The organism is Tistrella mobilis, assembly GCF_041468085.1.
GTDB classification, from domain to species: Bacteria; Pseudomonadota; Alphaproteobacteria; order Tistrellales; family Tistrellaceae; genus Tistrella; species Tistrella mobilis_A.
This window is the reverse complement of record NZ_CP121017.1, coordinates 1,594,140-1,612,998: the sequence shown is the minus strand read 5'-3', so window position 1 is coordinate 1,612,998 and position 18,859 is coordinate 1,594,140. Positions and strand designations below refer to the sequence as shown.

Below are 18,859 nucleotides of genomic sequence, written 5' to 3'. Positions count from 1 at the left end.
TCACGCCGCCCAGAACCAGTGTCGCATGTTCCAGCAGTTCGACGAGGCATTGATGTTCGGACGGTAGCCGGTAAGCTTCGCCTTCACGCCCTCGACGATCACCGACTGCGACACCGGCAGGAAGACCAGATCCTCGCGGATGATCTGCTGCAGACGCTGATAGATCTTGCGCCGCACCGCCTGGTCCACCTCCCGGGTGCCGCGCTCCAGAAGCCCGTCGACCTCGGCATTGCGGTACTGATAGGTGTTGAGGCCGCTGCCGCCCTGGGCCGGGATCGATTTGCTGGAGAAGCGCGGCGTGACGTCGGGGTCGCTGCCCTGCAGGAAGTTGGACGCCACCATCACCGACTGATACTGCGACTTCTGCCAGAACTCGCCCCAGATCACCGCACCCGGCATGTTCTCGATCGTCATGTCGACGCCGATCTCGCGCCAGTCCTGCTTCAGCAGCTGCTGGGCCTGTTCGCGCGACTGGGAACCGGCACTGGTCGAATTGGTGAAGGCCAGCCGCACGCCATCCTTCTGACGGATGCCGTCGGCGCCGGGCAGCCAGCCGGCCTTGTCGAGCAGTGCCTTCGCCGCCGCCGGGTCGTGGCTGTGCTTCGGCAGCCCGTCATCGAAGGCCCAATGGCCGTGGGGGACGTAGGATTCGGTCTCGATCGGCCGGCCGTGATAGATCGCCTCCAGCCGTGCCTTGCGGTTCATCGCCAGATAGAGCGCCTGGCGCACCGCCTTGTCGGCAAAGGGGGCGAAGCCGTGATTGAGGGCGATGTGCTCGACGAAGGGGGCCGGCGCCGCCACGATCCGCCGGTCCGGCAGGGCGCGGGCCTCGGTATCGAAGGCCGGCTGCAGGCCGGACAGGCCCAGATAATCGATCTCGCCGCTGCGGAACTGGGTGTAGAGCATGGTCTGATCGGGGATGTAGCGGAACACCACCCGGTCGAGATAGGGTCCGTCGCCGTGATAGGCGGGGTTCTTCTCCAGCAGCACATGTTCGCCCGCCCGGCGTTCCCCCCAGCGGAACGGGCCGGTGCCGACCGGAGCGGTGTTGAAGGGCGCGGTGTTGGGGTCGTCCGCCTTGCCCAGGATGTGGCGGGGCACGATGAAGGTCAGCGACAGCACCGACATATAGGGTGCGAAGGGTTCCGCCAGCACCCATTGCAGTTCGTCATCGGCGGTGACCGTCACATTGCGCAGCAGCGAATGACCGACGCGGTTGCGCACCTTGAAGTCGGGGTTGTTGATCAGATCGAGGGTGTATTTCACGTCATGGGCGGTGAAGGGCGTGCCGTCATGCCAGGTGATGCCCTTGCGCAGCCTGATCTTCCAGATCCGGCCATCGGCCGACAGCCCGCCATTGGCGACCGTCGGCAGTTCCGCCGCCAGGTCCGGCACGATCGTGCCGTCGGAGTCGATATACCAGAGCGTGCTGAACAGCTGCCACCAGATGCCCTGGTCGTATTCACTGCCCGGCATCAGCGGGTTGAACACCGTCGGCTCCTGAGAGATGCCGGCGATCACCTGGCCACCCGGGCGCGGCTCGGGGCCGGCGGCGAGCGCGCGGAGCGGCCCCGCGGCCATACCACCGATCGCGCCGGCCACCCCCGCCGCCGCGGAGAGTTTCAGGAAGCTGCGCTTCGAAAGCGAAGGCGTCTGCATGACGTAAGTCTCCCGATGGATCTTCTTTTTTGGTCGATCGTGCCGGCTTTTTGCCGGTCATAGGGCAGCGCGGGGGAAAGAGAGGGCGTCAGCCGGCCGCAAGCCGGTCGGGCGACAGCGCCGCAAGGCGCAGCCCCCAGGCGTCGAGCTCGTCGGGCAGCGGCCGGTTGCAGGCAACCGCGGCCACGGCCCGGCCGAGAGCCGGCGAGGTCAGCACGCCGCAGCCGCCCTGCCCCGCCAGCCAGACGAAACCGGGCGCCGCCCCCGACATGCCGCAGACGGGGTTGCGGTCGGCCACGAAACTGCGCATGCCGGCCCAGCTGGCGAGCGGCCGGCGGATGGTGAGCGTGGTGTCGCGCTCGATCGCATGGATACCGAGGGCGATGTCCAGGTCTTCCGGATACATGTCGCCCGGCTGAACCCGGTGGGCATCGGCGGGCGACCCCATGAAGCAGCCGGCCTCGGGCTTGACGTACCAGTCGTAGTCGGCCGAGGTGACATGCGGCCAGTCACCCCCGAGGCTCCCGCCGTCTGGTGCCGGAAGCAGCGGAAAGGTGAAGGCGGTGCGGCGATAGGGTGTCAGGCCGATCGGCGCCACCCCGGCCAGTTCCGCCACCCGGTCGGCCCAGCCGCCGGCGGCATTGACCAGCACCGGCGCCTCGTGGCGGCCGGTCGCGGTATCGACCACCCAGAGCCCGCCCTCGCGATGGATCGCGGTCACCGCAGCACCGGTTTCGGTCGAGGCACCATTGCGGCGGGCGCCGCGCAGATATCCCTGAAGCAGGCGGTCGACATCGATATCGGCCGCATCCACCTCCAGCACCGCCTCGTCGACCGTTTCCGGGCGCAGCGCCGGAAAGGCCGCGAGCGCGCCGGCGCGGCCCAGCCGCTCCGCCCTGCCGCCGGCCTCGGCGATCCGTGCCTCCAGCCGGTCGAGCACGGCCAACCGGTCCTGCCGCGCAACCGTCAGGCTGCCGCGCGGGCTGATCAGCGGCCCCTCGGCGAAGCCCTCGGGCGGGGTCTGGAAAAAGCTGCGGCTGGCGGCAGCGGCCGCCCGCATCATGTCGGCGGAGATGCCGACGGTGAACTGGCCCGCGGTCCGGCCCGAGCTGTGGGTGCCGAAATGGCTCTCCTGCTCGATCAGCACCACCCGCCCTGCTTCCGACAGGAAGAAGGCCGCCGCCGCCCCCGATATGCCACCACCGATGATGACGAAGTCCGCACGCATATCCGTCCGCTCTCCCTGAGGCTGTCTCGTCGCCGTCGATCGGCGGAGCCAATTGGATCGCAGGGCCCGAGCAGGTGTCGATTCTAATAAATCGCAGGCGCCCCCCAATAAATTTCGGACAGGTGTCAGACGGGGTGGTCTCGCGCCGGGATCCTCATCGGGCAGAACCGCCTGCGGGGGCCGTTCGATTTATTGCACCCCAGGCGCGATTTTTTGACATCGACGGCAGCCGCGCCGGTCTCCGATCCTCATGGCGGAGTTCAACCCGCGACGGTGCCAGAGATGACCGACTTCCCCCATCCCGTGTCTTCGACCCCGCCTTCGACCGGCCGGCGGCTCTATTCGGGCAGCGCCTGGGAACGGCGCTACGCCTATGCCCGGGCGGTGGTGACCGGCAACCGGGTCCGGATATCGGGCACCACCGGCTATGACTACACGGCCGATGTGCTGGCCGAGGGTGCCGCGGCCCAGACCGCCCAGATCTTCCGCAATGCCGCCGCCGTTCTGGCCCAGGCGGGCGGCGGGTTGCAGCATGTGGTGCGGGTGCGGATCTACATCGCCCGCGCAGAGGATTACGACGCGGTCATGGACGGCTATGCCGAGGCTTTCCGCGGCATCGATCCCGCCTGCACCACCGTTCAGGCCGGGCTGTTCGACCCCGACATCCGGGTCGAGATGGATATGGATGCCGTGCTCGATGCCGTCGCTTAGTCTTCTGGGACACGCCCCTGCCGACACCCTCGCCCGGCTGCAGGGCGGCGCCGAGCCGCTGCCCGCCAGGGCAGATGCGGTGATCCTGGGCGGCGGCATCATGGGCTGCGCCGCCGCCTGGTATCTTGCCCGGGCCGGGCAGACGGTGGTGCTGCTCGATGTGGCGCGGATCGGCTCGCAGCAATCCGGCCGCAACTGGGGCTTCGTGCGCAGCCTCTGCCGCGATCCGGCGGAATTGCCGCTGGCCGGGCTTGCCCTGTCGCTCTGGCCGGCACTTGCGGGTGAGCTTGGCCACGACACCGGCTGGCGGCAGCGCGGCTGCCTGTTCATCGCCGCCGATGAGGCCGAACAGGCGGCCCATGCCGGCTGGCTGGCCGATGCCGGTGACAGGGTCCGCGACACCCGCCTGTTGAGCGCGGCCGAGGTGGCGGAGAGCTTCCCCGGCCTCGGCTGCCCCACGGCCGGCGGCATCCTGGCGGCAGGCGACGGCCAGGCCGAACCGCTGCTCGCGACCATGGCCTTCGCCCGCGCCGCCGGTGCGGCCGGTGCCGTGCTGATCGAGGATTGCGGCGCCCGGGCGATCGAGACCGAGGCGGGCCGGATCAGCGGCGTCGTCACCGAGCACGGCCGGATCGCCACCTCCACCGTCATCTGCGCGGCGGGTGCGCGGAGCCATCGCCTGCTTGCCGGGCTGGTTCCGGCCCTGCCGCAGAAGACCGTGCGCAGCACCGTGGCCCTGACCGCGCCGATGGCCGATCTGGATCTGCCCTGTTTCGTGGGCGCGGGTCTGGGCCTGCGCCAGCGGCCCGACGGCTCCTGCATCATCGCCACCGATGGCGGTACCGATGTGGACCTCACCCTGGATTCCTTCCGTGCCGCCGGCTTTTTCCTGCGCGAGCTGATCCAACGCCGGCGGGCCTTCTCGCTCAAACTCGGCCGCCCCTTCGCCGATGACCTGATCGAGCGCCTGGCGGAACCGGCCGCCGAGCGGAGCCTGCGACCGCGCGCACCCGAAATCCGGGCCAACCCCAAACGGGTCCGGGATGCGGCGCGAAGCTTCGCGGCGCTTTTCCCCACCGCCGGCATGCCGCGGATCGTCAAATCCTGGGCCGGGGCCATCGATGTGATGCCTGATGCCCTGCCGGTGATCGACGCCCCCGCCGCCACGCCCGGCCTGCTGATCGCGACCGGCTTCTCAGGCCATGGTTTCGGCCTGGGCCCCGCGGTCGGCCGGGTGCTGGCGGATCTGGCCCTGGGCCGGCCGGCACCGGTCGACATCACCCCCTTCACCGCCGATCGCTTCGCCCGCGGCACCTTCCGCCGCCCGTATGCGGGCATTTGAACCCCTTCATCCTCCTCCCCTCTACGGAGCCTGCGCCCATGACCTGGTCGACCCTCGAAGACACCCGGCGGATCGCCGCGGAGCTGCGCCTGCCGTCGCGGGCCTTCATCGATGGCGCACCGGGTGCGGCGCGCAGCGGCGCCCTGTTCGAAACACTCAACCCCGCGACCGGTGGCGTACTCGCCACCCTGCCGCTCTGCGGTGCCGACGAGGTCGACCGGGCGGTTGCCGCCGCCCGCCGGTCCTTCCGCGACGGGGTCTGGTCGCGGGCAACGCCCGAACGGCGCAAGGAGGTGCTGCTGCGGCTGGCCGGGCTGATCCGCGCCGCGGCGCCCCGGCTTGCGGTGATGGAAAGCCTGGAAAGCGGCAAGCCGGTCAGCGACTGCCTGAAAGAGATCGGCGGCGAGGTGCCGGACTTCTTCCAGTGGTATGGCGAGGCGATCGACAAGAGCTATGGCGACATCGCCCCAACCGGTGAGGCGGCCTGTGCGCTGATCATGCGGGAGCCGATCGGCGTGGTCGGCGCCGTGCTGCCCTGGAACTTCCCGCTGCTGATGGCGGCCTGGAAACTGGCCCCGGCGCTCGCCACCGGCTGTTCGGTGGTGGTGAAGCCGGCCGAAGAAACTTCGCTCACCACCCTGGCGCTGGCCGAACTTGCGATCGAGGCCGGGCTGCCCGGGGGCGTGCTCAACGTCGTCACCGGCCCGGGGGAGACCACCGGCAGGCTGATCGGCCAGCATGGCGATATCGACGCGGTCTCCTTCACCGGCTCCACCGAGGTCGGCCGGCTGTTCCTGCAATATGCCGGCAGCAGCAATCTGAAGACCGTGGGGCTGGAGATGGGCGGCAAGAGCCCGTTCATCGTGCTCGACGATGCCGACCTCACCCCTGAGCTGATCGACCATGCGGTGACGGCGGCCTTCTGGAATGCCGGGCAGAACTGCTCGGCCAATATGCGCCAGATCGTGCCGCGCCGCCTGCAGGACGAGTATCTGGCGCGGATCGTGGCCCGGCTTCAGTCGCTGGCGCCGGGCGATCCGCTCGACCCTGCGACCGAGATGGGGCCGATGATCTCCGCCGGCCATCGCCGCCGGGTGCTGGCCCATCTGGAGCGCGGCCGGGCCGAGGGGGCGAGGCTGGTCCATACCGGCCGGGTCGATCCGGCGCTGGACGGCGGCAGCTTCCTCGCCCCGGTGGTCTTCGGCGACCTGACGGCCGGGATGTCGATCGCGCGTGAGGAAATCTTCGGCCCCGTCCTCGGCACGCTGCCGGTCGACGGCATGGACGAGGCGCTGGCGGTCGCCAACGGTACCGAATATGGCCTGCACGCCACGGTTTTCACCCGCGACATCGACCGCGCGCTCCATTTCGCCCGCCGGCTCAGCTGTGGCACGGTGGCGGTGAACGGCTTCACCGAAGGCGACGTCAAAACGCCCTTCGGCGGCTGGGGCAAGTCGGGCTCGCTCGCCCGCGACAAGGGCCGGGAAGCGATGGCGCAGTATCAGCAGGTCAAGACGGTGTGGATCGGCCTGAAGACGCCGGTCGACCGCAGGCATGGAGGGGCGGCATGACCGGCACGGCCTCTCCGCCGGGCCTCGCGCCCGTCCTTGCGATCGACGGGCTGGGTGTCGCCTTTCGCGGGCCCGCCGGCTGGACCAGCGTCGTGCGCGACATCTCGCTCAGCGTCGGCCCGGGTGAGACCGTGGCGGTGGTCGGCGAAAGCGGCTCGGGCAAGAGCGTCACCGCCATGGCGGCGATGCGCCTTCTGCCGCCCGCAACCAGCCGGGTCACCGGCTCGGTCCGCCTTGAGGGCCGCGAGCTGACCACCCTGCCGGAGCCCGCCATGTGCCGGGTGCGCGGCGGCCGGATGTCGATGATCTTCCAGGAGCCGATGACCAGCCTGAACCCGGTCCGGACCATCGGCTTCCAGATCGCAGAGGCCCTGATGCTGCATCGTGGTCTGGACCGCCGCGCCGCCGATGCCGAGGTGGTGCGCCTGCTCGACCGCGTCAGGATCCCGGCCGCGGCCTCGCGCCTTGGCGACCATCCGCACAATTTCTCGGGCGGCATGCGCCAGCGGGTGATGATCGCCATGGCGCTCGCCTGCCGGCCGAAGCTGCTGATCGCCGACGAACCGACCACGGCGCTCGACGTCACCATTCAGGCCCAGATCCTGGGGCTGATCCGCGAATTGCAGGCGGAAGACGGCATGTCGGTGCTGTTCATCACCCATGATCTGGGCGTGGTGGCCGAAATCGCCGACCGGGTGGTGGTGATGTGCCGCGGCGCGCTGATCGAGACGGCCGACACCGCCCGGATCTTTGCAGCCCCGCAACAGCCCTATACCCGCGCCCTGCTCGCCGCTGTGCCGCGGCTGGGTGCGATGCGGACGATCGATCGCCCGACCCCCTTCGATGCGATCGATCCCGAGAGCGGTGCCGCCACGCCGGCGGCACCGCTTGCCGTGACCCCCGACCATGCGGCGGCACCGGCGCTGGACATCCGCGGCCTCACCACGCGCTATCTGACCGGCGGCGGGCTGTTCGCCCGGCGACGGCCGGCGGTGCATGCGGTGGAGAACGTGTCCTTCACGGTCGCACCGGGGGAGACCCTGGCCCTGGTGGGCGAAAGCGGCTGCGGCAAGTCGACCATTGGCCGCACGATCATGGGGCTCACCCGCCCCCATGCCGGCGAGGTTCTGGTCGACGGCCGGCCGCTTGCCGGTCTCTCGCGTCGCGAGGCGGTACGCCGGGTGCAGATGGTGTTCCAGGACCCCTTCTCCAGCCTGAACCCCCGCCATTCGGTGGGCGCCGCCATTGCGGCACCGCTGGAGATCAACGGGATTGCCCGCGGTGCCGCCGCCCGGGCACGGGTCGCGGAACTGCTGGCCCTGGTCGGGCTCGACCCCGACATGGCCGGGCGGCGGCCGCGGGAGTTTTCGGGCGGGCAGCGCCAGCGGCTGTGCATTGCGCGCGCGCTTGCGCCCGAACCCTCGGTGCTGATCGCCGACGAGGCCGTCTCGGCACTCGATGTGTCGATCAAGGCCCAGGTGATCAACCTGATGCTGGAATTGCAGGCCCGTCTCGGGCTCGCCTATCTGTTCATCTCCCACGACATGGGTGTGGTGGAGCGCGTCGCCCATCGGGTGGCGGTGATGTATCTGGGTGAAATCGTCGAGATCGGGCCGCGCGCGGCGGTGCTCTACGATCCCCGCCACGCCTATACCCGCCGGCTGCTCGACGCCGTGCCGGTGGCGGACCCGGCCGCGCGCTTCCGCCGCCGCGACATCGCCCCCGCCGAAATCGCAAGCCCGCTGCGCCCCGCCGGCTGGGAGCCGCCGCCCCGCCGGTATGACGAAGTTTCGCCCGGCCATTTCGTGATGGCCTGACAGGCCGCACCGCCTGCTCTCAGATCCGACGAGGACGACCGGACATGGCCATCTCCGCCACCGCCCGCACCCATCTCACCCGCTTCTATGACGGGCAGTTGCTGCCCGACGAGATGATCCGGACCATGACCGGCGACACCGGCTGGTTCCCGACCCGCATCATCTCCCGCGGTTCCGGCCCGGTGCGGGCTTTCGAAGACCATCCGGCAAGCGGCCTGCCGCCGCTCGCGATCCGGGACAAGGGCCGCGTCTTCGACCTTTACGACTATCTGGCGACCAACGCCGTCGCCGGGCTGGTGGTGCTGAAGGACGGCCGGCGGGTGGCGGAGATCTGCCAGCGCGGCGTAACACCTGATACGCTCTGGCATTCCTGCTCGCTCGCCAAATCGATCGCCTCCACGCTTGTGGGCGTGGCGATCGCCGAGGGCGCCATCGGCTCGATCGACGACCCGGTCACCAGATACGTCCCCCTCGGCGGCGGCTATCGCGCGGTCACGCTCCGCCAGGTGCTCAGGATGTGCTCGGGCATCCGCTGGAATGAAGACTATGTGGATCCAACCTCGGACCGCCGGCAGCTGCTGGAGGTTCAGGCCCGCTGGCAGCCGGGCGGGATCATCGGCTTCATGACCGGCCTGCCCGCCGCAACGCCACCCGGCGGGGCCTGGGCCTACAACACCGGCGAAAGCTATCTGGTGGCGGCGGTGGTCGAGGCCGCGACCGGCATGCGCCTCACCGACTATCTTTCAAGCCGGATCTGGTCGCGGATCGGCATGGCCCATGATGCCCGCTGGTGGTGCGAGGCGCCCGGCGCCATGACCATCTCGGGCAGCGGCATGAATGCGGCCCTTTCGGACTATGCCCGCTTCGGCCAGTTCGTGCTGGACGACGGCCGGATCGACGGCCGCTCCATCCTGCCCGCCGGCTGGCGCGACGAGGCCGGCAGCCCGTACGAGATCGACGGCCGCCGCATCCCCTATGGCTATATGTGGTGGGTGCCGGAACTCGACGATCCGATCCTGGCCGGCAGCTTCCAGGCCGAGGGCATCTATGGCCAGTACATCCACATCAACCCCGCCCGGGGCCTGGTGGTCGTGGTGGCGAGCGCGCGATCCAAACCCGGCTACAAACGCCGGCTGGAAATCGACGATGACGCCTTCTTCGCGGCTATTGCCTGGGCTTTGAGCTGATCGCATGCACCGGGTGGCTTGAGTAAAACAGACGACTTTCACGAGCCGAGTCCCTTGCGACGGACGTATCACGAATCTCTTACGCAGGTCTGCGCAGGGCCCCATGCTGAAGAGCCGGGCTGAACACATCTTATCCTTCGCCGTCAACATCAGGTGGGTAATATCGTCCAGACCGCGCGACGCCCCATAGCCGCCATGTTGGAGATGAAGAGGATGATCACAGAATTGGTTGTCAAATATCTTTCAGAGATAGAAGAATGTCTGGTGCTTTTTGAGAAAAAATATAATCGACGAGATCTGGTCCGGGCATGGAGAAGTGGCGCAATTCCACAAAATGAAAATCTGACGGCCGGTATCACATATTCTATGCATGGCGTTGGGTGCACAGTAGAATACAATGATCATGAAGTAGATTTTGATTTTGCCAATCGGTATGAAGTTGGATTTGATGCTTGGCGTCTGTGGCGATATGCTAAGCAATTTCCGGATCTGTACCCCCAATACCAGAGTCTTCCGGCTGTTGAGGCCGCAGTAGCAGACGGCCTGTCAAAAGGCACCATCAGCGGCATCGATAATAAATATTCAGGAGAGGGGAATTCTTCGCTGTTCAGACTGAAATTTATTTCGAATTAGCTCCAGGGTCCACCCAACCACCTCTTGATAATGAGTTCATCATGTGATTCCAGTGGCCTGCAGATGCGAAGAACATGCTGTCTCAGCTTTATCTGGTTGTCGGACGAATAGTGGGTACAGCCTGAGCCTGACCTGCTGCCCTTCTTTCTTACAATCAGAAGCACAGCCCTTTCGTTAATTGATGCCCTTGATGGGCGATGATGGCAATGGGATGCGGGGCATGCCCCGCATCCCATTGCGGTGCCGTTCGTGAGGCCACCTCGGCGGGCGTTGCGCCGCCCAGGCTCAAATGTGACCGCCCGCGATTGTAGTCGAATTGCCAGGCCGCCAGAACGGGCCTGGGCCAAGGACGTGAAGAGGGTTTCGTTGAGGCATTCGTCCCGCAGCCTGCCATTGAAGCTCTCTATGAACGCGTTCTGTGTCGGCTTCCCCGGAGCGATGTAATGCCACGGGCTACCGCGCTCCTGGCACCAGCGTAGGATCGCCGTGCTGGTCCGTTCGGAGCCGTTGTCGGAAACGATGGTGGCCGGTCGGCCTCGCCGTGCGACGATCGTGTCCAGTTCCCGGACGACACGCGCGCCTGGCAGCGAGGTGTCGGGCACCAGGCGCAAGCATTCGCGGGTGAAATCGTCGACCACGGCCAGGATGCGAAGTCGGCGGCCATCGCTGAAGGCGTCGGACACGAAATCCAGCGACCAGCGCTCATTGGGTCCCTCCGGCAGCCCGATCGGCGCCCTCGTGCCCAACGCAGGCTTGCGCCCGCCACGCCGGCGCACCAGCAGCGTCTCGCCCCGGTACAGCCGGAGCAGCTTCTTGTGATTCATCGCCGGTCCCTCCCTGGCCAGCGGAATACCGAGCCGGCGATAGCCGAAGCGGCGCCGCTCCGCCGCCAGCGCGCGCAGCCGGCCGCGCAGGTGATCTCTCGAAGGTCGGATCGAGCGGTAGCGAACCGAAGAGCGGTCCGCGCCCAGCACCAGGCACGCCCACCGCTCGCTCACATTGTGCGAAGCACGAAGATGAGCGACGGCCGATCTCATCGCAGCGGGCGTCACCATTTTTTTGAGGCGATGTCCTTCAGCATGGCGTCGTCGAGCACGGCTTCGGCCAGCAGCTTCTTCAGCCGCGCATTCTCGCCCTCAAGCGCCTTCAGCCGCTTGGCCTCGGACACTTCCAGACCGCCGTACTTGGCCTTCCAATTGTAGGCGGTGGCGTCCGAAAATGCCGTGACGCCGGCAGACATCGGCCGTCTTCGCGCCGGCCTCCTGCTCCTTCAAGATCCCGATGATCTGCTCTTCCGTGAACCTGCTGCGCTTTATGTCCGTCGTCCTTTCGATGACGGACTCTACCTCAAAATGGGAGAAGTTTCGGGGAGCAGGTCAAATTGTCCACTCCCACCAGATCGGCGCCAATCGATGGCGCCGTGGGCGGTGCTGCCTTCCTCGCTTATGTCGAACAGGTTCTGATCCCGACCCTGCGGCCCGGCGATATCGTCGTTATGGACGACCTGCCCGCCCACAAGGTTCCGGCGGCGGGCTATGAACTAGAATGATGGGAACCCGATCTAAGCGCCGGCAGCCGTTCCCCCGCCGTCGCGCAGCATCTCCACCGCGCGGCGGACATGGGGGTCCAGACCCTCGCCGCCGGCGGCCAGGTGCTCCAGGATCGCGGCGCGCATCCGCGGGTCCCAGAACTGGCGGATATGCTCGGCGGTGCCCTGGGCCGCCTGATCGGGGCCCTGGGCCACGAAGAAACGGCCGATCTGGTTGGCCATCATCACCAGCTTGTCGGGGGACATCGGCGGTCAGCTTTCCTCAGGACAGGTCGAGGCCGGCGATCCGCCGGGCCCCGGTAAAGACTTCGAAACCATCGGCGCGGGCAACCGCGACCAGGGTGATGCCGGCCGTCTCGGCCGTGCGGATCGCCAGCGCCGTCGGTGCCGAGACCGCGATCATCACCGTGATCCCGGCCATCGCCACCTTCTGCACCATCTCGATCGAAACCCGGCTGGTGATCACCGCCACGCCTTCGGCCGCGGGCAGGCCGCCCAGCGCCAGTGCGCCCGTCAGCTTGTCGAGCGCATTGTGCCGGCCGACATCCTCGCGCACCAGCACCATGCCGCGATCGGGATGCCACCAGCCGGCAGCATGCATCGCCCGGCTCTCCCGCCCCCAGATCTGATGCGGCCCCAGCGCGTCCAGCGCCGCCAGCACCTGATCGGGCGTCAGCCGCAGCCCCGCCCCCACCGTCTTCGGCGGCCGCATGGCGCCGGCCAGGCTGTCGATGCCGCAGAGCCCGCAGCCGCTCGGCCCCGCGACATGGCGGCGGCGTTCGATCAGCCCGGCGGCGCGGTCGGCATCCAGGCGGATGCGCAGATCGATGCCGTCCTCCAGCACCGCCACCCGGATCTCCTCGATCTGGCCGGGATGCTCGACGATCGCCTCGTTCAGGCTGAAGCCCACGGCCAGATCTTCCAGATCGGCCGGGCTCGCCATCATCACCGCATGGGTGCTCTGGTTGTAGGTGAAGGCGACCGCCACCTCGTCGGGGATGGTACGCGCCCGCCGGCTGACACGGGCCTCGTGCCAGCCCGTGGGCGTCACCCCCACCAGAGGCCGCTGGTCGCGGTCACTCTGCTGCATCGACCACGATGCGCCGGCTCTGACGGCCGAAATCGTCATAGCGTGCCTGCCAGTCGGTGGGGCCGTTGGAGGGAGAGACCTGGACCGCGGTCACCTTGTATTCCGGGCAGTTGGTCGCCCAGTCGGAATAGTCGGTGGTCACCACATTGGCCTGGGTCATCGGGTGATGGAAGGTGGTGTAGACCACGCCCGGCGCCACCCGGTCGGTGATCAGCGCCTTGAGCGCAGTGGCGCCGGCGCGGCTCTGCAGCTTCACCAGATCGCCGTCGCGGATGCCGCGTTCCTCGGCATCATGGGGGTGGATCTCCAGCAAATCCTCTTCATGCCAGCGCACATTCTCGGTCCGCCGGGTCTGGGCGCCGACATTGTACTGGCTGAGGATCCGGCCGGTGGTCAGCAGCAGCGGGAAACGCGGGCCGGTCTTCTCGTCGGTCGGCACATATTCGGTGATCATGAACCGGCCCTGGCCGCGCACGAAACCGTCGACATGCATCACCGGTGTGCCCAGGGGCGCCGTCTCGTTGCACGGCCACTGGATCGACCCCAGCTCGTCGAGCCGGGCATAAGAAACACCGGCAAAGCTCGGCGTCACCCGCGCGATCTCGTCCATGATCTCAGACGGGTGGCCATAGTCCATGCGGAAGCCCATGGCATGGGCGATGTCGAGCGTGATCTCCCAGTCGGCCTTGCCGGAGCGTGGCGACATCACCTTGCGGACCCGCTGAATGCGGCGTTCGGCATTGGTGAAGGTGCCGTCCTTCTCAAGGAAGGTGGAGCCGGGCAGGAAGACATGGGCGTAGTTGGCGGTTTCGTTCAGGAACAGATCCTGGATCACCACGCATTCCATCGCCGCCAGCCCGGCCGCGACATGGGCGGTGTTGGGGTCGGATTGCAGGATGTCCTCGCCCTGGACATAGAGCCCCTTGAAGCTGCCGCCGACGGCGGCATCCAGCATGTTCGGGATCCTGAGCCCCGGCTCGTGATCCAGCTCCACGCCCCAGAGTTCCTCGAACATCTGGCGGGTGGCATCGTCGGTGACATGGCGATAGCCCGACAGCTCGTGCGGGAACGAGCCCATGTCGCAGGCGCCCTGAACATTGTTCTGGCCGCGCAGCGGGTTCACGCCCACGCCCGGCCGGCCGATATTGCCGGTGGCCATGGCGAGGTTCGCGATCGCCATCACCGTGGTCGAGCCCTGGCTGTGCTCGGTGACACCCAGCCCGTAATAGATCGCGGCATTGCCGCCGGTGGCATAGAGCCGGGCGGCCTTGCGGATCTCCTCGGGGTCGACGCCGGTATACTGCGCCACGGCTTCCGGCGCATTGGCCGGGTCGGCGACGAAATCCGCCCAGGCGCCGAAGCTTTCCATGTCGCAGCGCGCGCGCACGAACGCCTCGTCGACCAGGCCTTCGGTGACGATGACATGGGCCAGCGCCGTCAGCACCGCGACATTGGTGCCCGGGCGCAGCGGCAGGTGATGGGCGGCGGCGACATGGGGGGTCCGCACCAGATCGATCCGGCGCGGATCGACCACGATCAGCTTCGCGCCCTGGCGCAGCCGCTTCTTCAGCCGGGATCCGAACACCGGATGGCCGTCGGTCGGGTTGGCGCCGATCACCATCACCACATCCGACTGCTCCACCGAATCGAAATCCTGGGTGCCGGCCGAAGTGCCGAAGGCGGTCTTGAGGCCATAGCCGGTCGGCGAATGGCAGACCCGGGCGCAGGTGTCGACATTGTTGTTGCCGAAGCCGGCGCGGATCAGCTTCTGGACCAGGAAAGTCTCTTCATTGGTGCAGCGCGACGAGGTGATGCCGCCGATCGACGTGCGGCCGTATTTGGCCTGGATGCGGCGGAATTCACGGGCGACATGGCCGATCGCCTCGTCCCAGGACACCTCGCGCCAGGGGTCGGTGATCCGCTCACGGACCATCGGCTTCAGGATGCGCTCGCGATGGGTGGCATAGCCCCAGGCGAAGCGGCCCTTGACGCAGGAATGGCCGCGATTGGCCTTGCCGTCCTTGTAGGGCACCATGCGCACCAGCTCTTCGCCGCGCATCTCGGCCTTGAAGGTGCAGCCCACCCCGCAATAGGCGCAGGTGGTGACGACCGAGCGTTCGGGCTGGCCGATCTCGATCACCGTGGTCTCGGTCAGCGTCGCCGTCGGGCAGGCCTGGACGCAGGCCCCGCACGAGACGCATTCGCTGTCGAAGAAGGCCTCGCCCTGGCCGGCCGCGACGCGTGAGCCGAAGCCGCGGCCCTCGATGGTCAGCGCGAAGGTGCCCTGCACCTCTTCGCAGGCCCGGACACAGCGCGAGCAGACGATGCATTTCGACGGGTCATAGGTGAAATAGGGCGTCGAGACGTCCTTCTCGGCCACCAGATGATTGGCGCCGTCATAGCCGTAGCGGACATCGCGCAGCCCCACGGCGCCGGCCATGTCCTGCAATTCGCAATCGCCATTGGCGGCGCAGGTCAGGCAGTCGAGCGGATGGTCCGAGATGTAGAGTTCCATCACCCCGCGGCGCAGCTTCTGCAACCGGGGGGTCTGGGTGTGGACCACCATGCCGTCGGCCACCGGCGTGGTGCAGGAGGCCGGCGTGCCGTTGCGTCCCTCCACCTCCACCAGGCACAGCCGGCACGACCCGAAGGCATCGAGCATGTCGGTGGCACACAGTTTGGGGATCGCCCCGCCGGCCTCGGTCGCGGCCCGCATGATCGAAGTGCCCTCGGGCACCTCCACCTCGCGGCCGTCGATGGTCAGCCGGACCATGGCGGTGGCGTGCGAAGCCGGGGTGCCGTAATCGGTTTCGTGGATCAGCGACATGTCCGGTCTCCTCATTCGGCCGCGGCGGCGGACCCGGCCGCCCCCACGCCGAAATCCTCGGGAAAATGATCGAGCGCGCTCAGCACCGGATAGGGGGCAAAACCGCCCAGTGCACAAAGCGATCCGAACTTCATGGTCTCGCAGAGGTCGCGCAGCAGGGTGATCTGTTTCGGATCCCCCGCCCCGATCCGGTCGATCACCTCCACCCCACGGGTGGAGCCGATCCGGCAGGGCGTGCACTTGCCGCAGCTTTCGATCGCGCAGAATTCCATCGCGAACCGCGCCTGGGCGCGCAGGTCGACGGTGTCGTCGAACACCACCACCCCGCCATGGCCGATCAGCCCGCCGGCCGCCGTGAAGGCTTCATAATCGAAGGGCGTGTCGAACAAGGCGCGGGGGAAGTACGCTCCCAGCGGCCCGCCCACCTGCACCGCCCGCACCGGCCGGCCGCTGGCGGTGCCGCCGCCGATCTCGTCGACCAGTTCACCCAGCGTCACGCCGAAGGCGGTTTCATAGAGCCCGCCGAAGCGGATATTGCCGGCCAGCTGGATCGGCATGGTGCCGCGCGACCGGCCCATGCCGAAATCGCGATAGACCGCCGCCCCCTCGGCCAGGATGAAGGGCACGCTGGCGAGCGAGATGACGTTGTTGATCACCGTCGGCCGGCCGAACAGGCCCTGATGCGCCGGCAAAGGCGGCTTGGCACGGACCTGGCCGCGCTTGCCCTCGATGCTGTCGAGCAGCGCGGTCTCCTCGCCGCAGACATAGGCGCCGGCACCCATGCGCAGCTCGATGTCGAAATCATGGGCCGAGCCGCCGATGCGCGCGCCCAGGAACCCGGCCCTGCGGGCCTCGTCCAGCGCCAGCGCGAAAGCCGCCGCAGCATGCGGATATTCCGAGCGCAGATAGACATAGCCGCGAGTGGCGCCGACGGCGATACCGGCGATGACCATGCCCTCGATCAGCACGAAGGGGTCGCCCTCCATGATCATCCGGTCGGCATAGGTGCCGCTGTCGCCCTCGTCGGCATTGCAGACGATGTATTTCTGCGGTGCCTTCGCGGCTGCGACCGTGCGCCATTTCACGCCGGTCGGGAAACCGGCCCCGCCGCGGCCGCGCAGGCCCGACTGCACCACCTCCTCGACGATCCCCTCGGGCCCCAGCTCCAGCGCGCGTTCAAGCCCGGCCCAGCCGCCATGGGCGCGATAATCCTCGACCGAAGCCGGATCGACGATGCCGGTGCGGGCGAAGGTCAACCTGGTCTGGCGGGCAAGAAAGGGAATGGCGGCGGGGGGGCCGAGCCGCAGAGGATGGGCCCCGCCCTCGAACAGACCGGCCGCAACCAGACCCTCGACATCGGATGCCTCGACCGGGCCATAGGCGATGCGGCCCGCAGGCGTTGCGACCTCGATCATCGGCTCCAGCCAGAACAGACCGCGAGAGCCCGTGCGCACCAGATTGAGGTCACGCCCCGCCATGCGGGCAAGGCGGGTGAGTTCGGCCGCGACCTCGTCGGCACCCAGCGCCAGGGCGGCGGCATCCTTGGGCAGATAGATCGTCACGCTCATCGCACGGCCTCGTCGATCAGGCGTTCGAGCCGGGGCCCGCCCAGCCGGGCGCCGAGCCGTCGGCCGCCCTCGACACCCGGCCCTTCGAGCATGGCCGACGGCGCCGTGGCGCAAAGGCCCAGACAGTAGACCGCTTCCACCGCCAGCGCCCCATCGGCCGAGGTCTCGCCGCAGGCAAGGCCGGTGCGTTCCGCCACCCGGCGGGCCACCTGGTCGGCACCCGCCGCTTGGCAGGCCTCGGCCCGGCAGAGCTTCAGCACCCGGGGCGCCACAGGCGTCTCGCGGAAGTCGTGGTAAAAGCTGACCACGCCGTGAACATCGGCCCGGGTCAGGTTCAGCGCCTCGGCGATCATCGGCACCGCCTCGGCCGGCACATGGCCGAAACCCGCCTGGATCTCGTGCAGGATCGGCAACAGGGCCGTCCGCCCCTCTGCTGCCATATCACCGATGATCAGGGCGCCCTTTTCGGGCGTCCAGCTGTCGTATCGCGTCATTCCCCGGCCCGTTTTCTGGTTGTCCTGGGCGAAAGTCCTCTGAGGTTGAGGATGGCCCCGGGCCGGCGCGGCATCAATATCGCGTTTCCGTTACACGATCAGCTTTTCCTATCGTTGCGATCGGAGTTGGGGTATCGACGCGCTGTCGGCGGCCACCAGGCGGCGGGCTTCCGCGACCAGGGCTGCGGTCAGCGGCATCATCGGCTCACGCTGGGGTACGACCAGCCCGACCTGATGGGAAACATCCGGATCGACGAGCGGCACGGCATTGATCCGGCCGTCGCCGACCAGCCCCAGCGCCTCGGCCAGCCCCACCGGCATGATCGTCGACCAGCGGGTGGTGCGGATATGGGCCGAGAGCACCGAGACCGAGTTGGATTCGAGCAGCGGCGCCGCATCGCCGCCGGCCGCGGCCAGCATGCCGTCGATGATCCGCCGGTTCTGCATGTCACGGCTGAGCAGGCAGAGCGGCAGCCGGGCGGCCTCTGCCCAGGCGACCGAGGCGCGGGCGCCCTCGGGGCTGTCGGCCGCGGTCAGCAGGTGATAGCGCTCGCGATAGAGCGGCACGGTGCCGACCCGGCCGAGCGGCTCGTTGTCGAGATAGGTGATGCCGGCTTCGGCCGCGAGATCATCCACCAGCTGCAACACCTCGGTAGAGGTGCAGGTACGGATGGCGAAACGGACCTGAGGGTTGCGGATGCGGAAGCCGGTGGTCAGCCGCGGGGTGATGCCCAGGGCGGTGGGGATGACCGCAATCCTGAGCGTGCCCGACAGGCCGCGCTTCAGCGCATCGATCTCCTGCCGCATCGAGCGCGCATCACCGACGATCCGCCGGGCCCAGTCGAGCACCCGCTCACCCTCGGGCGTGAAGCCGCGAAAGCGCGAGCCGCGCTGGACCAGCATGGTGCCGAGCATGTCTTCCAGCGCCTTCACCCCGGCGGAAAGCGTCGGCTGCGACACGCCGCAGGCCTGGGCGGCGCGGCCGAAATGGCGTTCGCGGGACAGGGCCAGCAGGAACTCCAGCCGATCGATCACAGGGGGGGGCTCCTCGGATGAAGGGGGCGACATGCAGTGATAACGCCCCGATCCCCGCCTGCCAATCCGGGCCCCGCATCATCGCGTCAGACGAGAGCAAGTTTTGGATCGACAAAACCATCAGGTATATGTACCAGTGGTTGTACAT

14 protein-coding genes and 2 pseudogenes are annotated in these 18,859 nt (G+C 68.0%); 7 read left to right on the top strand and 9 right to left on the bottom strand.

The genetic code is table 11. The features are described 5' to 3' along the window. A complete protein-coding gene (locus P7L68_RS13160; RefSeq protein ID WP_372006083.1) occupies positions 1-1,659 on the bottom strand; it encodes a peptide ABC transporter substrate-binding protein in 1,659 nt (552 codons plus the stop codon). An 88-nt stretch (positions 1,660-1,747) separates the two neighbouring features. Next, positions 1,748-2,887, bottom strand: coding sequence for an NAD(P)/FAD-dependent oxidoreductase (locus P7L68_RS13155; protein ID WP_372006081.1), 1,140 nt, complete (start codon positions 2,885-2,887; stop codon positions 1,748-1,750). Positions 2,888-3,169: 282 nt separating this feature from the next. Between P7L68_RS13155 and P7L68_RS13150 the strand changes: the two genes are divergently transcribed. From P7L68_RS13150 to P7L68_RS13125, 6 genes are all read left to right on the top strand, one after another. Next, positions 3,170-3,598, top strand: a complete 429-nt coding sequence (locus tag P7L68_RS13150; protein ID WP_372006079.1) for a Rid family hydrolase — start codon at positions 3,170-3,172, stop codon at positions 3,596-3,598. Further along, the gene (locus P7L68_RS13145) at positions 3,585-4,940 is read left to right on the top strand and encodes an NAD(P)/FAD-dependent oxidoreductase (protein WP_372006076.1); all 1,356 of its coding nucleotides are present in this window, start codon (positions 3,585-3,587) and stop codon (positions 4,938-4,940) included. Before P7L68_RS13150 ends, P7L68_RS13145 begins: the two co-directional genes overlap by 14 nt. Positions 4,941-4,978: 38 nt before the next feature. After that, positions 4,979-6,511 (top strand): aldehyde dehydrogenase family protein, encoded by a 1,533-nt coding sequence (locus tag P7L68_RS13140; protein WP_372006074.1) that lies wholly within the window; start codon positions 4,979-4,981, stop codon positions 6,509-6,511. Next, positions 6,508-8,328 carry a dipeptide ABC transporter ATP-binding protein gene (locus P7L68_RS13135; RefSeq protein WP_372006072.1) on the top strand — a complete coding sequence of 607 codons (1,821 nt, stop codon included), beginning with the start codon at positions 6,508-6,510 and terminating at the stop codon, positions 8,326-8,328. Before P7L68_RS13140 ends, P7L68_RS13135 begins: the two co-directional genes overlap by 4 nt. A 44-nt stretch (positions 8,329-8,372) precedes the next feature. Beyond that, entirely contained in the window at positions 8,373-9,515 is a 1,143-nt protein-coding gene (locus tag P7L68_RS13130) for a serine hydrolase domain-containing protein (protein ID WP_372006071.1), read from the top strand. Between the two features lie 213 nt (positions 9,516-9,728). After that, complete coding sequence (locus P7L68_RS13125; protein ID WP_372006069.1) at positions 9,729-10,148, top strand: hypothetical protein; 420 nt, start codon at positions 9,729-9,731, stop codon at positions 10,146-10,148. Positions 10,149-10,302: 154 nt separating this feature from the next. On the opposite strand, the pseudogene P7L68_RS13120 reads toward P7L68_RS13125, so the two are convergent. Further along, a pseudogene (locus P7L68_RS13120) lies at positions 10,303-11,464 on the bottom strand (IS3 family transposase). 92 nt (positions 11,465-11,556) lie between these two features. Here P7L68_RS13120 and P7L68_RS13115 point away from each other — a divergent pair. Then, positions 11,557-11,667, top strand: a pseudogene (locus P7L68_RS13115) (IS630 family transposase); the annotation flags it as partial. 42 nt (positions 11,668-11,709) lie between these two features. Here the strand turns inward: P7L68_RS13115 and P7L68_RS13110 are convergent. The 6 genes from P7L68_RS13110 to P7L68_RS13085 all read right to left on the bottom strand — a co-directional run bounded on the left by P7L68_RS13110 (position 11,710) and on the right by P7L68_RS13085 (position 18,711). Continuing rightward, entirely contained in the window at positions 11,710-11,943 is a 234-nt protein-coding gene (locus P7L68_RS13110; RefSeq protein ID WP_062761983.1) for a formate dehydrogenase subunit delta, read from the bottom strand. Between the two features lie 16 nt (positions 11,944-11,959). Further along, a complete protein-coding gene (gene fdhD / locus P7L68_RS13105; protein ID WP_372006067.1) occupies positions 11,960-12,787 on the bottom strand; it encodes a formate dehydrogenase accessory sulfurtransferase FdhD in 828 nt (275 codons plus the stop codon). Continuing rightward, positions 12,774-15,614 (bottom strand): formate dehydrogenase subunit alpha, encoded by a 2,841-nt coding sequence (fdhF, locus tag P7L68_RS13100; protein ID WP_372006065.1) that lies wholly within the window; start codon positions 15,612-15,614, stop codon positions 12,774-12,776. The genes fdhD and fdhF overlap by 14 nt, the downstream gene beginning before the upstream one ends. 11 nt (positions 15,615-15,625) lie before the next feature. Continuing rightward, positions 15,626-17,182: a formate dehydrogenase beta subunit gene (locus P7L68_RS13095; RefSeq protein ID WP_372006063.1), complete on the bottom strand. Its 1,557-nt coding sequence runs from the start codon at positions 17,180-17,182 to the stop codon at positions 15,626-15,628. Further along, complete coding sequence (locus tag P7L68_RS13090; RefSeq protein WP_372006061.1) at positions 17,179-17,676, bottom strand: NAD(P)H-dependent oxidoreductase subunit E; 498 nt, start codon at positions 17,674-17,676, stop codon at positions 17,179-17,181. Before P7L68_RS13090 ends, P7L68_RS13095 begins: the two co-directional genes overlap by 4 nt. Positions 17,677-17,784: 108 nt before the next feature. Further along, positions 17,785-18,711 carry a LysR family transcriptional regulator gene (locus P7L68_RS13085; protein WP_372006059.1) on the bottom strand — a complete coding sequence of 309 codons (927 nt, stop codon included), beginning with the start codon at positions 18,709-18,711 and terminating at the stop codon, positions 17,785-17,787. Between the last annotated feature and the right edge of the window lie 148 nt (positions 18,712-18,859).

Excerpts from the sequence above, each read along its gene's own strand:
- P7L68_RS13160 (WP_372006083.1), bottom strand. The coding sequence starts at position 1,659 with ATGCAGACGCCTTCGCTTTCGAAGCGCAGCTTCCTGAAACTCTCCGCG.
- P7L68_RS13155 (WP_372006081.1), bottom strand. The coding sequence starts at position 2,887 with ATGCGTGCGGACTTCGTCATCATCGGTGGTGGCATATCGGGGGCGGCG.
- P7L68_RS13150 (WP_372006079.1), top strand. The coding sequence starts at position 3,170 with ATGACCGACTTCCCCCATCCCGTGTCTTCGACCCCGCCTTCGACCGGC.
- P7L68_RS13145 (WP_372006076.1), top strand. The coding sequence starts at position 3,585 with ATGCCGTCGCTTAGTCTTCTGGGACACGCCCCTGCCGACACCCTCGCC.
- P7L68_RS13140 (WP_372006074.1), top strand. The coding sequence starts at position 4,979 with ATGACCTGGTCGACCCTCGAAGACACCCGGCGGATCGCCGCGGAGCTG.
- P7L68_RS13135 (WP_372006072.1), top strand. The coding sequence starts at position 6,508 with ATGACCGGCACGGCCTCTCCGCCGGGCCTCGCGCCCGTCCTTGCGATC.
- P7L68_RS13130 (WP_372006071.1), top strand. The coding sequence starts at position 8,373 with ATGGCCATCTCCGCCACCGCCCGCACCCATCTCACCCGCTTCTATGAC.
- P7L68_RS13125 (WP_372006069.1), top strand. The coding sequence starts at position 9,729 with ATGATCACAGAATTGGTTGTCAAATATCTTTCAGAGATAGAAGAATGT.
- P7L68_RS13110 (WP_062761983.1), bottom strand. The coding sequence starts at position 11,943 with ATGTCCCCCGACAAGCTGGTGATGATGGCCAACCAGATCGGCCGTTTC.
- fdhD (WP_372006067.1), bottom strand. The coding sequence starts at position 12,787 with ATGCAGCAGAGTGACCGCGACCAGCGGCCTCTGGTGGGGGTGACGCCC.
- fdhF (WP_372006065.1), bottom strand. The coding sequence starts at position 15,614 with ATGTCGCTGATCCACGAAACCGATTACGGCACCCCGGCTTCGCACGCC.
- P7L68_RS13095 (WP_372006063.1), bottom strand. The coding sequence starts at position 17,182 with ATGAGCGTGACGATCTATCTGCCCAAGGATGCCGCCGCCCTGGCGCTG.
- P7L68_RS13090 (WP_372006061.1), bottom strand. The coding sequence starts at position 17,676 with ATGACGCGATACGACAGCTGGACGCCCGAAAAGGGCGCCCTGATCATC.